General features: G+C 57.4%; 12 protein-coding genes. 9 read left to right on the top strand and 3 right to left on the bottom strand.

Going from position 1 to position 14743, the window contains the following annotated elements; translation table 11 throughout:
• Positions 1–2: 2 nt before the first annotated feature.
• Positions 3–1787 (bottom strand): GMC family oxidoreductase, encoded by a 1785-nt coding sequence (locus tag Q1B16_RS02365; protein ID WP_299784558.1) that lies wholly within the window; start codon positions 1785–1787, stop codon positions 3–5.
• Positions 1788–1790: 3 nt separating this feature from the next.
• On the bottom strand, positions 1791–2480 hold the full coding sequence (locus Q1B16_RS02360) for a gluconate 2-dehydrogenase subunit 3 family protein (protein ID WP_299784556.1): 690 nt from the start codon (positions 2478–2480) through the stop codon (positions 1791–1793).
• Positions 2481–2580: 100 nt separating this feature from the next.
• Between Q1B16_RS02360 and Q1B16_RS02355 the strand changes: the two genes are divergently transcribed.
• The 6 genes from Q1B16_RS02355 to Q1B16_RS02330 all read left to right on the top strand — a co-directional run bounded on the left by Q1B16_RS02355 (position 2581) and on the right by Q1B16_RS02330 (position 8666).
• Positions 2581–3612, top strand: coding sequence for a sodium:calcium antiporter (locus Q1B16_RS02355; RefSeq protein ID WP_299785966.1), 1032 nt, complete (start codon positions 2581–2583; stop codon positions 3610–3612).
• A gap of 167 nt (positions 3613–3779) precedes the next feature.
• Positions 3780–4052, top strand: coding sequence for a hypothetical protein (locus tag Q1B16_RS02350; protein WP_299784554.1), 273 nt, complete (start codon positions 3780–3782; stop codon positions 4050–4052).
• Positions 4053–4064: 12 nt separating this feature from the next.
• Complete coding sequence (locus Q1B16_RS02345) at positions 4065–5666, top strand: sodium:solute symporter (protein WP_299784552.1); 1602 nt, start codon at positions 4065–4067, stop codon at positions 5664–5666.
• Positions 5667–5672: 6 nt separating this feature from the next.
• Positions 5673–6797 (top strand): mechanosensitive ion channel domain-containing protein, encoded by a 1125-nt coding sequence (locus tag Q1B16_RS02340; protein WP_299784550.1) that lies wholly within the window; start codon positions 5673–5675, stop codon positions 6795–6797.
• 4 nt (positions 6798–6801) lie between these two features.
• On the top strand, positions 6802–7800 hold the full coding sequence (locus Q1B16_RS02335) for a Gfo/Idh/MocA family oxidoreductase (protein WP_299784526.1): 999 nt from the start codon (positions 6802–6804) through the stop codon (positions 7798–7800).
• A gap of 68 nt (positions 7801–7868) precedes the next feature.
• Entirely contained in the window at positions 7869–8666 is a 798-nt protein-coding gene (locus Q1B16_RS02330; protein WP_299784524.1) for an SDR family oxidoreductase, read from the top strand.
• Between the two features lie 85 nt (positions 8667–8751).
• On the opposite strand, the gene Q1B16_RS02325 is transcribed toward Q1B16_RS02330, so the two are convergent.
• Positions 8752–9621 carry a formate/nitrite transporter family protein gene (locus tag Q1B16_RS02325; protein ID WP_299784522.1) on the bottom strand — a complete coding sequence of 290 codons (870 nt, stop codon included), beginning with the start codon at positions 9619–9621 and terminating at the stop codon, positions 8752–8754.
• A 200-nt stretch (positions 9622–9821) separates the two neighbouring features.
• Between Q1B16_RS02325 and Q1B16_RS02320 the strand changes: the two genes are divergently transcribed.
• From Q1B16_RS02320 to Q1B16_RS02310, 3 genes are all read left to right on the top strand, one after another.
• Positions 9822–10403 carry a VTT domain-containing protein gene (locus Q1B16_RS02320; RefSeq protein WP_299784520.1) on the top strand — a complete coding sequence of 194 codons (582 nt, stop codon included), beginning with the start codon at positions 9822–9824 and terminating at the stop codon, positions 10401–10403.
• Positions 10404–10744: 341 nt separating this feature from the next.
• The gene (locus tag Q1B16_RS02315) at positions 10745–14287 is read left to right on the top strand and encodes a chemotaxis protein CheB (RefSeq protein WP_299784518.1); all 3543 of its coding nucleotides are present in this window, start codon (positions 10745–10747) and stop codon (positions 14285–14287) included.
• A complete protein-coding gene (locus tag Q1B16_RS02310; protein ID WP_299784516.1) occupies positions 14284–14655 on the top strand; it encodes a response regulator in 372 nt (123 codons plus the stop codon). The genes Q1B16_RS02315 and Q1B16_RS02310 overlap by 4 nt, the downstream gene beginning before the upstream one ends.
• The last annotated feature ends 88 nt before the right edge of the window (positions 14656–14743 follow it).

Raw genomic sequence — 14743 nt, 5'->3', positions numbered from 1 at the left:
CTTCAAGCGTCCATCAAGGGGCGGGGGTTCGACAGGTAATCGTTCTTCATGTGGTCGAGCGTCCAATAGGCCAGACCCATCAGCGGCCCGGTTGGATTGTAGCCAAGGTTTTGGGGAAACAGACACGCACCGAAGACGAACACATTGTGGTGGTCCCACATCTGGCCGTAGCGGTTCACGACGGACGTGGCCGGATCAGTCCCGATCACCGCGCCGCCGACATTGTGCGTCGTCTGGTAAGGCACCACGGAATAATCATTGCCTTCCGCGGCCAGATTGACGGATTTGACCGAGGTCACGTTGTCCATCTCGCGCGCGATCTCGACCGCGCGGTTCATGACGTAATCGCTCATCTTGCGGTCATTGTCGGGGAAGTTGAATGTCATCCGCAGAAGCGGGCGTCCGTAGGCGTCGGTCCATGTCGGGTCCAGATCGAGATAGTTTTCATGGGTCGACACCGATGAGCCGTGGATCACGAGATCGGCGTGGCGGTTATAATTCTCACGCACCGCACGTTTCCACTCTGCCCCCCAGCGTGGCGTCCCTTCGGGCACCGGCTGATAGCTGATCGGACGACCGTGATACTGCTTGCAGGCGATGTAGCCACCGCCAAGAAAGCCCAGTTCGGAATGGTCGAAATTGTCGCCGTTGAAGTCGTCAACCACCACACCAAGCGCCCCTGCCCCCATGAAAGGATTGGTGGTGATGCTGTCATCGAAGAACGCATCCACCGCCGCAATGGTTTGATAGGAGTAGTTGCGCCCCACCGTGCCGGTGCGGGTTTCGGGGTCGTAGGGCGTGCCAAGGCCGGAGACGAGCATCAGGTGCACATTCCAGAGCGCGTAGGCATTCAGGCAGACCGTATCGGCAGGCTGAAACACCTCGACACCGTTTTCATCGAGATATGTGACACCTGTCGCGGTTTTCCCATCGGCGGATTTCTCGACCTGCAGCACCTGCGCCTCAAAGCGGATTTCGAAGTTTTCGTGATCCTTGATGCGGTCGTAAACGCAGATGATGGGATCAGCCTTGGCGTAGTAACCACAGCCGAACCGCTCGCAAAATCCGCAATAAGTGCAGGGATGAAGCTGCGCGCCATACGGGTTTTCGTAGGCTTGTGTGACGTTCGCCGATGGCATGGGAAACGGGTTGTACCCCAGCTTTTCCGCAGCCTTGCCGAAGAGCGTGTTGGAAATCGGCTGTTTCATTGCGGGGTTGGGATAGTCGGCCGTGCGCGACCCTTCAAATGGATTGCCTCCGGCGCGGGTCTCGCCATTCAGGTTTCCGGCATATCCCGCCGCTCCGCAAATACGTTCGAAGAAATCAAGATGCGGCTCAAGTTCGTCGTAGGTCACTCCCCAGTCTTGAATCGTCAAATCATCGGAAATGAATTGGCTGCCGTAGCGGTCTTCGTAGTGAGACCGCATTTCAAGATCGCTAGGCAAGGGCCGCCAGATCTGGCCATTCCAGTGAATGCCTGCGCCGCCCAACCCGCTGCCCGGCAGGAACGATCCAAGGCGGCGCATCGGCAGTGCCTGCTGGTCGCGGTTGTTGCGAAAGGTCAGTGTCTCTTTCTTGACATCCTGCATATGCGTGTAACGCAGGGCGTATTTCAGCTCGTCATGTTCCTCGGGTCCGGCGAAGGATGTCGCGGTGTGCCGATGCCGTCCGCGCTCCAGGACGACGCACCGTTGCCCGGCATTGGCCAACTCATAGGCTGCAGTGAGCCCGGTCCAGCCGCCGCCAACAATGACGACATCGGTTTTCGGTAGCGTCCGTTGCGACATGACCTACCCTCCCTGTTCGATTTTGCGGGGCGACACCTGATTCAACTGACCATGCGCAATGCCCATAGGCGGCTGATTGGTGGGTTTGTTGTCGCCGACCCGTTCGGTGTAATATGCATGTGCCCCCGGAAAGCCGACCATGCGCCAGCCAGCGTAATCGGCATTGCCGCGATAGATCGGATCAGCGAAATACCCTTCGTTGGTCAAACTCAGAAGTTCTTCGAAAAATGTCGATGAGGGCACGTCGCCCAGCATGTTGTCACGATTGGACAGATCGTCCACCCAAGCGGCACGATCGGCAGTCGGCATCGCGGTCAGATCGGTTTCGCCGCGCAACTCGGTCAGTCCGGCCCGCATCATTTCAGCCGGCGTCATAGGCAACTGGTACCCTTGCTGGGGTGTGCCTTCCGGGAACGGTCCCTTGAGATAAAGCCCTTCGCCCTGCCCGTATCCGGTGGCCATCTGGAAATCTATGAAATCGACAACGCCAGCCTGACTGGCGCTTGGAAATTCGTCTTGTGGAATGAAAACATCAACGATTGCGGCAAGCCATCTGGCTTCGTCATCGGTCAGAAAAAACCATGGTTGGCTGTCAAGATCGGCGAATGCGTGACGCGGAACCGAGGACGCGCCTGCGATGACCGCACTCCCAATTTGCATCAGCACGGCACGGCGCGAAAATAGCTGCGACATCTTCTGTGCTCCGAGTAGTTTGCATCGGAAAAACGCGATCCTCCTGTTTCGGTTCCAAGATCGGTTTGAACAAATGTCCGGGTCCCTGCGTTCGGGTTCCATGTTCGACACGTTTTCTCTTTCCGTCTTGCTAGGATTTGGTGCTGCCGCATCGGCGGTGATCCTCGTTGCAGGCTTGCGGATGACCGGCCTTGCAGATCAGATCGCGGACCGCACCGGATTGGGAGAAGCGGTCGTGGGCGGCGTGCTGCTTGGCGCGGCGACGTCGTTTTCCGGGACGATCGTTTCGATCACCGCGGCGCTCGATGGGCGGGCATCACTGGCATTTTCGAACGGCATCGGAGGAATTGCCGCGCAAACCGCGTTTCTCGCCATTGCCGACATTCTTTACCGACGCGCGAACCTGGAACATGCCGCGGCTGAATTGGCCAATGTCTTTCAATGCGGATTGCTGCTTTTGCTGCTCAGCGTCCCGCTGGCCGCCTACACCCTGCCCGAATTTGCGATCTGGGGTGTGCACCCGGCCTCGCTCGTTCTGGTTCTGGTCTACGGTTTTGGAGTGGTCGCCACCTCGCGGTTGCGCGAAGCCCCGATGTGGCAACCCGTGCAAACCGGGGACACCCGGTCAGATACGCCCGAGAACGACGATGACACCGACAAATCCAGCAAGGGTCTCATCGTACGGTTTCTGGGGCTTATGCTGGTCATGGGTGTCGCGGGCTGGACAGTCAGCAGGGTCGGCGCCGAACTGACGGACAGGCTTGATGTGTCAGCTTCCCTGGTTGGCGCCTTGATGACCGCGGTCGTTACCTCCTTGCCGGAGCTTGTGACCACACTTGCTGCAATCCGTCGTGGTGCGCTGCAATTGGCCGTCGGCGGCATCATTGGCGGCAATACGTTCGACACGCTGTTCCTCACCGTGTCCGATATCGGCTATCGGGAGGGCTCGATCTACCACGCTATCGAAACCGGCGACCTCTTCTGGCTGACGGTCGGACTTCTCATGACCGCTGTCATGCTGCTTGGGCTGGTCTATCGCGAACGGCAAGGGCCCGGGGGGATTGGTCGCGAAAGTCTTGCGATCCTCCTCATTTACGCAGGAGCAATTGCTGTCCAGACCGGCATCGGTTGAGGCGCACCCGGACGGTTTTGAAACGGTTTTATTGGCCGGTAGCCGTTATCCCTGCTCCCCGGACACGTTTTTTCAAGTTCCCGTGAAACTTCATTCCGCCCGCTGGAGTTAAGACTTTGCGAGGCCGGAGATTGGTCTTTCGGCTGGTTTGATGAGGGGGACTCTCCATGAGACATCTCATTTCAAAATATACATCGGAAGAAGTGCAGCAGAAATTCCGCCTGAAGGATACCCTACATTTTCGAGATTTCAGATATGACGTCTATCTTCTTATCAACGTGATCTCCAAAATTTGCGAGTTTGTTTTTGCAAACTCATTCCCGACGTTTGATGGAAAACGGAATCCTAGGGCTAAAGCTCTTTCACCCCTTCCCATTCCGGTACACGAGCAGCGCAGAGGTTCGATCCGGCGCGCTAAATCCCCTAAATTCATGAGCTAAGAGGACAAGATCATGGGTGATGCAAAGTTTGATCTGCACTGGATCGATTATGCAATCGTCGTCGTTTATTTTATCGGTGTCGTCGCACATGGCGTGTACGTCTCCAAGAAATCGAGCGGGGGATCCGAAGACTACTTCCTCGCCGGACGATCGCTCCCGTGGTATTTGATTGGCTTCTCGCTTTTTGCTTCTAATATGTCCGGGTCAAGCTTCGTCGGGCTCATGGGGGGCGCGTATGCAAATGGCGTGGTTATCTTCAACTACGAGTGGACGGCCGCCCTTGTATTGATCCTTTTTGCCATTTTTATTCTGCCGTCTTTTCTCAGAGCGAAAATCTCAACGGTTCCCCAATTCCTCGAAGAGCGCTATGACGTGCGGTCGCGCCGCGCGTTTTCTTTATTCACCATTCTGGCCATCCTGTTTATCGACACCGCTGGTGCTCTTTATGCCGGTGGCCTGGTGATTTCGAATGTGACCGGCTACCTCAACCTCTGGACGGCTGTGGCAGTTCTTGCGCTTGTGGCGGGCATTTACACCATTCTCGGTGGCCTTTCAGCCGTCGTCGTGACGGATACGGTACAGGCCATTCTGCTCATCGTCGCTGCCGCCATCCTGTTTTGGCTGGGCCTCAACGAGATCGGTGGTTGGCAAGAGCTGTTCGTCGACATCCCCGAAGAGAAAACCAAACTGATCCTGCCGGCAAATGATGATTTCCTGCCGTGGACGGGCCTTTGGGGCGTGGTTTTGCTCGGGTTCTATTACTGGACGATCAACCAGTTCGTGGTGCAGCGAACGTTGGGCGCGAAGGATTTGAAGGAAGGCCAGATCGGCGCCCTGTTTGCCGGTTTCCTGAAGCTGCCGAACCTGTTTCTCATGATCCTGCCGGGCCTGATCGCCTTGAAACTGTACCCGGAACTGGAAACCCCTGACCTCGCCTTCCCCACACTCGCGTTCGAGTTGATGCCCATTGGCTTGCGCGGACTCATCATGGCGGCGCTGATCGCCGCGATCATGTCGTCGCTCGACAGTGCCATGAACTCCGCGTCGACACTCGTCGTAAAGGATTTCATCGAGCCCATCTGGGATGTGAGCGAAGAACGCCAGGTCTGGCTTGGCCGTGTCGTGACCGGCGTCGTCATGGTGTTCGGCGCGATCTATGCCCCGTCGATCGCCGGGTTCGAGAGTCTGTTCAGCTATTTCCAGTCCTCGCTGAGCTATATCATCCCGACCATCGTGGTGGTGTATATCCTCGGCCTGTTCATTCCTTGGCTGAACGGCAACGGAGCCTTCTGGACAATCGTACTCGGGCTGGTCGTCGGTATTCCGCTGTTCATCATGAAGGAAGTTACCGAAGTCTGGGCCAATCTGGGTCTGCCGGAAATTCATTACACGATCATGTCGTCCATCATGATGTGCCTCGGGATCGTAATCCACGTCGGCATCTCGGCAATGACGTCGCGCGAGGACAAGGAGAATATCAACGAGCTTGTCTGGTCAGGAAAAGAGACGCTTGAAGTGTTTACCAAATGGGAAACACCCCTCTGGCAGGACCGGACCCTTTGGGCAGGGTTCCTGATCGCAGCGACCGCCGGTTTCGTCATTTGGTTCTGGTAACGCCGCATGGCCTGGAATGACGTAATCGCCGTCATCGAGACGATGAGAGATCGGGCAGCGTCCTTGCCCGATTTTCTCTTGCCGTCTCTGGTTGTGCTTTTGGCGATGTGCCTGGGCCTTTTGGCCTACTGGTTGGTCTTTCGCACGCTGGAACGTATTTTTCGGGCGAATGTCGGGCTGGCCGGGTCACTGGTGCGCCGGGCCCGTCGTCCGATGCGACTTGCATTCGTGTTGGCGAGCCTCGTCATCGTCCTGCCGATGGTGCGGCTGCCCGGTGCATGGCGTGACGGGCTGCAGCACATCGCTCTGATCCTTTTGATCGTCCTGATCGGTTGGACAGCGATCCTTCTGGTCAATCATTTCTCGGAACGGTCGATGCGGCGGTATCGCCTCGACACGGAGGATAACCTTGCCGCGCGAAAATACGTGACCCAGGTGCGCGTCCTTCGCCGCACGGCGGTAATCATGCTCGTCATTCTGACGTCGGCTGCCGTCTTGCTTACTTTCGAGAGCGTGCAGAAATACGGCGTGAGCCTGTTTGCCTCAGCGGGTGCCGCGGGTTTGATCCTTGGTCTTGCCGCGCGACCAGTGCTGGCCAACCTAATCGCCGGAATCCAGATCGCAATAACGCAGCCCATTCGCCTCGATGATGTCGTCATCGTGGAAGGAGAATGGGGTTGGGTCGAAGAAATCTTTGCGACTTATGTGGTTGTCCGCATCTGGGACTGGCGACGCATGGTCGTGCCGCTGTCCTACTTCATCGAAAAACCTTTTCAGAACTGGACGCGCGAAAGTGCGTCGATCATCGGCGCAGTGTTCTGGCATCTCGATTATACGGTCCCCGTGGGCGAAGCGCGCACCAAGCTGGAAGAGCTGGTCGAGAAGTCTCCGCATTGGGACGGTCAGGTGGTGAACCTGCAAGTCACTGACACCGAAAAGGACACGATCACCCTACGCGGACTCATGAGCGCACGGACGTCGCCACAAGCGTGGGATTTGCGCTGCGAAATCCGCGAGAAGATGATCGACTGGTTCCAGAAAGAATATCCCGATGCCTTGCCGCGCCTGCGTGGAGAACTGGAAACCTACAGCGGCAAAACACCCAGATCACAGCCAGAAAAAACGGTCTGACACCATGCTACGATCCGACGCGGCCTATGCCAAAGCACCTACCCGGACACTCGCCCTTCTGGGCGCGGCCCATGTCCACCTACCTGACCATCTCGACCGGATCGCACAGCGAGGATGGTCTGTCGCTTGGGTTCACGATCGCGTCCCGGAACGCTGTGCGTCCTTTTGCGAGACGCTCGCCGCAAAGCCGCTTACGGACCTCAAGTCGTTGACAGCAGAGATGTGCGACGGCGTGATCGTGTGCAGCGAGACGCGACACCATGAAGACGATGTCAGCGCCGCGCTGGACGCCGGTCTGCCGGTGTTCTGCGAAAAACCGTTGGGCGGCAGTGCCGAGGCCGCTTACAGGATGGCGGACCAGGCCGAACGGGCCGGTCTGGGCCTGTATACCGCCTACTTCATGCGCACCAACCCGACCTTGCGCAGATTGCACGACATCCTTCAGACACGACGTCTCGGCACAATCAGCCATGCACGCATGCGATTTTCCCATGACGGAGGCTATGCGGATTGGCTTGATCTTGATTGTTGGATGACCGATCCGGGTCTCGCCTGTTACGACGGATTTGTGGATGAGGCCGTGCATTGCATCGACACCTTGTCCTGGCTCGTCGGCCCCATCACCTCGGGGCACGCCGTCACGGGGAATACGCTCGGTTGGTCTGTAGACGATCACGGCGCCGCAGTCGTCAAATTCGAAAACGGTGCGACGGGCGTCATCGAGGCCGGTTGGACGGATACCGAGATGCGTCTTGAACTCGACATCATTGGACAGTCGGGCCATGCGCGCCTTGTGAACAACCAGCTGTCTGTTTGGGAAAGTCGGGATGCGGGCACAGCGCCCAATCTTCAGATGAAGCTGGAGCGCCTTGATGCAGGTGCCGGGATCGAGCCATTCCTCGACGCGCTCGCGAACCGCCCTGCTGAGGGGCTCGTGGCAGCGGCTGAGGCCGCCCGTGTGAACACGGTGCTGGATGCCATGGGACTTCGGCTTTGCGATTAGGGAACCACGGTTTTCTCTGAAACGTTTTCGAGAGGACAACCCAACATCTCAGATATGAAGGAAGCACCATGGATTTCGGAATCGAAGGGAAAACCGCCCTCATCACAGGTGGAGCGTCGGGGATCGGCCGCGCGACAGCCAAGGCGCTGCAAGCCGAAGGCGTCAAGGTAATCCTCGTGGACCTCAAGGGCGATGATGTCTCCAAGGCCGCCGCCGATCTCGGAGACGGCGTCAATGCCTTGCAAGCCGACCTCACCGATCCGCGCCAGGTTGACGGACTGGCCGCTTCGGTCGAAGAGCGTTTCCAGATGCCCGATATTCTTGTCTGCGCCGCCGGGGTTACAGGGGCGAAAGGTCATCCTCTTGAACTGAACGACTCCGACTGGCAACACGCGTGGGACACCGATTTCATGTCCGTCGTACGCACCATGCGCAAGTTCATCCCACCGATGGAACGCAAAGGCTGGGGGCGCGCAGTGGTTATCACCAGTGAAAACGCAGTGCAGCCCTACCCCGAGGAAGCGGTCTATAACGTCGCCAAGGCGGGCTTGCTCAACTTTGCGAAGGGTCTGTCGCGTGTCACCGCCCGGAACGGCGTATTGGTCAATGCTGTGTCCCCGGCCTTCATTGAAACTCCGATGACCGATGGCATGATGGACAAGCGCGCCGACCAGCAGGGCGTGACCCGCGACGAGGCCGTCGAAAGCTTCCTTGACGAGGAACGCCCTTACCTCGAACTCAAACGGCGCGGAAAGCCAGAGGAAGTGGCCGCAGCCATTGCGTTTCTCTGCTCGGCGCAGGCGAGCTTCGTTGTCGGGGCAAATTACCGTGTTGACGGCGGCTCTGTCGGCGCTTTGGCCACGTAAGCCAAGGCATTTTACGGATTACTGGACCGCGTTTCTGACCTTAGCATCCAGCGCGGCCAGTCCACCGGTCGGTGCCTCGTTGGATTTAACGGTCTTTGTTTGCTTCGGCTCCGTGGGCCACTTCGTTTTTCACCTGCCCCCACGCCAGCATCGTGAAGATGACTGTTCCGCCTACGACATTGCCGACAAGAACCGGCAGGAAAAAATCGATCAGTGCGGGCGCGGCTCCCAACTCTCCGAGCCAGATGAGATAGGCCATCTCGACCGAACCCGCGATGATGTGCGTGAAGTCACCAGCTGCGATCATCCAGGTGAACGCCAGGATGATAAAGAATCCATCGCTATGCGACGACGCCATCATCCATACGATCGACGCCACCAGAACTCCCGCCGGGATACCTCGCAGAAGGCTTTGTGCCGCGCCCATTCCGACCGCGTGTTGGGACAAGTTCATCAGCGAGTTTTGCATCTCTGCGGAGAAAACTCCCGATACCGTCATGAAATACGCCGCTATGAACGCACCTACGATATTGGCCACAAGAACAACTGCCCATAAGCGCAGCATCGAAAGAAAACAGGACAGCGATTTTCGCTTCATCACCGGAAGAACGGTTGTGATCGTGTTTTCGGTGAAAAGCTGCATCCGGCCAAGGATCACGACAAGAAACCCAAGCGAATACCCAAGGTTCTCGACCAGAAACGCACTGCGCGTCTCCGGCAGGTACGTCCGGAGAGTCGCTTCGCCGATGACAGACAGGCTGATGAGGATGCCCGCGGCAAGCCCGGACCAGATCAGCGAGGCCGTCGGGCGCTCCAATTCTTCCTCGCCATCGCGACGGATCACCTCGTAGATAAGCCGCGCCGAGAGGCGAGACGCATCTTTGACGTGCGCTTCCTCTTCTTGCGTCCGCGTGTCGGTGGGGCGATCGGTCTGGTTTTTGTCGCTTGGGGCCATGCCTGTAAACGCTCTGGCATAATACGGGTTCCATGAGCAGGAGCAGCCGTTCTCAAGAGGGGGCGCAACCCAAGTTGTCATGCGCCGTAACGGAATGGTCGCGAGCTAAACATTCGCGTCGATCTTGAGATGTATGAACTGAAAGCAGTTCTCCCGCGTTTCGAGTCTGAAGATATTTTTTAGAATACTGGAGCTTTGCCGTGACGACGGAACTCAAAAAATCGAAAGACGATGTGTTGGGCAGGCTTGCACGACATCGCACCGGATTGGCTACAATGTCCTTTGCCGAAAGCACAGTGGTTCCAATACCCCTTGAGACGGTGGTGGCCCCATTGATGGTCGGGCACCCGAAACAGTCTCTGAAAATCGCCACGGCAATCTGGATTGGGTGTCTGCTCGGTGCGATCACGTTCTACCTTGCCGGCGCGTGGCTGGCCGAACCGGTGGTACGACCGGCGCTCGAGGCGCTCGGGCTGGAACAGGGATTCACCGACATGAGCCAAAAGCTGGATGGCAATGGCCTGTTCTGGACGGTTTTCCTGGTTTCTTTCTCACCCGCTCCGATGCAGTTCGCGACCTTGGGTGCCGGGGCGATAAAAGGCAATTTTGTCGTCTTCCTTTCGGCCATCGCCCTGTCCCGCGGTGTACGTTATTTCGGCCTTGCCGTATTGGCGCAGATTGTCGGCCCTCGCATAGCCGAGTTCCAAATTCCCAAACGATATCTCGTCCCCGGGTTGATCCTGATCTTCGTGCTTGTCTGGGGCATCATGCAATTGTTCTAGAGACAGTCCAGAATTTCCGTCCGGGTCCAAGACTTTTTGCCCAAGGATACAGCGCACCGCAGGTCTTGGACCGCGCAAGCACCTCGTGGCGGTCTTGCCGCCACGAGCCGCAAAACCGCCTATTTTTTTAGCGAAAAAAACTGATCGGATTACGCTACGGCACCAGAACGGCCACCAAACCGGGAATCCAGCCCATCTTCTCCTCACGGTTGCGCCGCGCGGCAGCGATCAACTAGACTCCCAGGCGCGAATGTGTCAGATATTCTTGACATGCAACGGTTGCCATTCGGAAATGCCAGATCGCGTTTGCGTCTCTGGTACGCTTTCTTTGGGCTATTCGTATGAGTGATGGGTCTGTTCAATTCGGTACACCGATAATCGGTATCGGTGCGTCCGCCGGCGGGTTGGAAGCCCTCAAGGCGTTCGTCGCGACGATCCCGCCTGACCTTGGGGCGTGCTACGTTATCGTACAGCATCTGGCCGCCGATCAGGAGTCGATCATGCATCAACTCCTCCAGCCGGAGTCGCCGGTGCCGGTCACTCAAATCAAGGATGGCGAAGCGGCTCGTCCGGATCACGTGTACATCGTCCCCCCGGGCGCGACGCTCGAATTGACCGACGATCATTTCAAGTTGTCCGAGCGCGGAAAGGACCGAGGCGCGTTTCGCCCGATCGACATCTTCTTCAACTCGCTGGCACAAGTCAAAAAGCGCGATGCCTATTGTGTCGTCTTGTCCGGAACCGGCACCGACGGTTCGGAGGGATTGAAAACGATCAAGGCTGCAGGCGGGTTCGCCCTTGTTCAGGAAAGCACCGGAGCACGGTTTCCCGGCATGCCCGACAGCGCGGTTGCGACCGGGCTGGTGGATTTCATCCTGCCCGTGTCGCGGATCGCGGGACGTCTGCAAGACATCATCAATCACCGCCGCGAACAGATGGATGACAAGACGCAAGAAGAATTGCGTGATGCGGTAAAGCGCCATTTGCCCGGAATCGCGAAGCGTCTTGCCGAAGTGTCGGGAAACGACTTTTCCGAATACAAACCCGGAACCCTTGTGCGTCGAATAGAACGACGCATGGCGCTGTTGCGGACACAGACAGTCGACCAGTTCATGGAAAAGCTGCAAGAGGATGACGCCCAGGCCGAGCTTCTCGCGCAGGAATTCCTGATCGGGGTCACGCGGTTTTTCCGCGATCCCGAAGTCTGGAATGCTGTTCGCAAACAGGTCGTGCGCCCCTTGTTGCAGCGAAACCAGACGCATGTCCGGATTTGGGTGCCCGGCTGTTCGACCGGAGAAGAGGCCTACACGCTCGCCATTCTTTTTCTCGAGGAAATGGAAGCGCAAAAAGAGCACAAGACATTGCAGGTGTTCGGAACGGATATTGACGTTCCGGCCCTCACCTCAGCGCGCTACGGGGTGTTCTCTCCCTCAGCGGTAGAAGCTCTGAGTGAAACCCAGCTGGAAAAGTTCTTCTCGATCGAGAACGGTCAATACCGGGCCAGTCCAGCCTTGCGCGAATGCTGTGTTTTCGCGCCGCACAATCTGGCGCAGGATCCACCCTTCTCGCGGCTCGATCTCATTTCCTGCCGCAACCTCCTGATCTATCTCTCGTCAGAGCTTCAGGATCGTGTGATCCCTCGCATGCACTTTGCCTTGCGTGAAGAAGGCCACCTTGTGCTGGGACCTTCGGAAGGGGTCGGCGACGATTGGGAATTATTCACGGTCGTCGACCGAACCAACAAGATATTCGCCAAGAACGCCAGCGCCTCGACCAAATATTCGGCCTTGAACGATCCCTTGCCACGCCTGCAAGCTCTCGGGCGTCGTACCCGCATCACCGAAACACAGGTTGCGCCCGCCGCCCATAGCGAGATCGCGCGGGAAACTCTCGCCGAACGTGAATACCTTAAACGGTTCGCCGCGCCTTATGCTCTGATCACCGGCAGCGGCGAGATCGCCTATCTTTCGGAACGCATGACCGAATTCGTACAGCCGAACGCAGGTGTGCCATCGAGCAATATCGACACGTTTCTGCGCCGCGAATTGCGCCTTCCGGTGCGCAATGCGCTCAAACAGGCGCGCGACAGCGGCGAGATGGTCAGCGTGCAGGATGTGATGATCGACGATGAAGGCCCCGCCGCCTTTGTCGATATCCAACTTGGTCCGACGCAACGAGACGAGTCACTGTTCCTTCTGTCGCTGAACCGCGTCCGCAGCATCGAAGCGGGGTCTCTTGGTGTCGCGGTCCAACGGCGCGAGAACGCGGATCAGGACATGCTGGAAAGTGAAAACTTCAATCTTCGGCGGCAACTTTCCGCGATCCTTCAGGAATCAGAAACATCGAGCCAGGAGCTCAAGAGCACCAACGAAGAATTGCTTTCGATGAACGAAGAGCTGCAAAGCTCGAACGAGGAACTGGAAACATCGCGAGAGGAATTGCAGTCGATCAACGAGGAGCTGGAAACCGTCAACTCCGAGCTTCAGGAAAATAATCGGCTGCTGACGCGCGCCAACAGCGATCTGAAAAACCTCTTCGAAAGTACCGATGTTGCGGTTCTTTTCCTCGACCGCAATTTCTGCGTACGCAATTTCACCCCGGCCACCACGCGGCTTTTCGGCATTCGCCGCCGCGATATAGGGCGACCGATCTCGGACCTGTCCTCGAAGATGGATTATCCTGGACTCGCCGAAGACGCGGCCGAGGTAGACGAAAGCCTGCAAGGGCTAGAGCGCGAGGTGCATGTCAAAGCCTCGGGGGAAACCTTCCTCCTACGGATCAAGCCGTACCGCACGACCGAGAATGTGATCGACGGCTATGTCCTCTCCTTCGTCGACATCACCAAACGAAAAAAATTCGAGGAAACTCTCCAGCGCAATCAGCAAGAACTGGCGGAACAATTCGCCGAACTGGAAAAACTATATGACACGACCCCGGTCGGTCTGTGTTTGCAGGACCGCGACCTGAGATACATCCGCATCAACGAGGCATTGGCGAAGATCAATGGTTTTTCGGTCGAAGACCACCTTGGAAAAACGATTTATGAAGTCTTCGACGAGCCCGATGCTCAAATCATAAAATACTTGAACCAGGTGTTCGAAACAGGGAAGTCGATCAACCACCTCGAAGTGCAAGTCGCAACCCCCGGGGCAGGTTTGAGAGAATACCTGGTCGACTACTATCCGGTTGACGACGGGGCCGAGGTTTTCGCCGTTGGGGCATGCGTGCGCGACGTCACCGATGAACGCCGCCTTACCCGAAAACTGTCGGAACAGGCCGAGCAGCAGAAGCTTCTGCTTGGCGAACTGGAACACCGCGTCAAGAACACCCTTGCGACCATCAGTGCAATTTCAAAGCTATTGCTGCGGGATGACGATTCCGCGGCCGATTATCAAAAACGTCTGACCCAGCGCCTTCAGGCGATCGCCCGCACGCACAATCTGCTCACCAGCGTCAGGTGGGCCGGCGTATCCCTCAACGATATGATTGAGGCGGAACTGGCCCCCTACTCGTCGAAAAACAACAGAAGGTTGATCCGTCATGGCCCGGACCTTGAACTTGGTGCGTCCGAAGCGCTGTCACTCGGGATGACTCTGCACGAGCTTGCCACAAACGCGGCCAAGTACGGCTCCTTGTCCGTGCCGAACGGAAAGGTCGTCATCGAAACCGAAATGTCCCAAATTTCGGACGACGAAAGTGAGATTCTCCTCACCTGGTCCGAAATCGATGGCCCCAAAATCGAAACGAGCCCAGACAGGCAAGGCTTCGGCAGCGTTGTCTTCGAAAAGGTTCTGGCCCGGGACTTGAAGGCCGAAGTACGGAACCATTTTGGTCCCGAGGGGTTAACTTTTTCGGCACGCTTTCACCTACGGGGGGAGAAATGAACGCGCAAAAGGTTCTTTTACTCGAAGACGAAGCAATCATCGCAATGGACATGGAAATGACCTTGGAAGCGCAGGGATACAAGGTCTTGGGGCCTTGCCAATCCGTTGCAGAGGCGCAAACCGTTCTTGAAAACGACACACCGGACATCGCGTTGCTCGACGTGAACCTGGGTCGGGAGGAAACCAGCTTTTCCGTGGCGATCAAGCTGCATGAGATGGGTGTTCCGATTGTCTTCTTGTCCGGTTACTCGCCCAGCGTGGTCGATGTGCCGGAACAACTGACCTCCATGCAGCGCCTCACCAAGCCCGTCAACGAAGGTGAGTTGATGGCAGCGATCAGACAGGCGGGGTCTCTGACGCCCATGTGACGATGATCGTCCTGTCGGCCAACGCGCCTTGACCAGATGGGGCTGCCCGGCACGACCGGAACAAAATCCCGTGAGGCCGCGTTGAGTT

This window comes from uncultured Marivita sp. (assembly GCF_947488135.1).
Taxonomy (GTDB): domain Bacteria; phylum Pseudomonadota; class Alphaproteobacteria; order Rhodobacterales; family Rhodobacteraceae; genus Marivita.
Note: the sequence above shows the minus strand (reverse complement) of the source record. Positions and strands in the feature narration are given on the sequence as shown.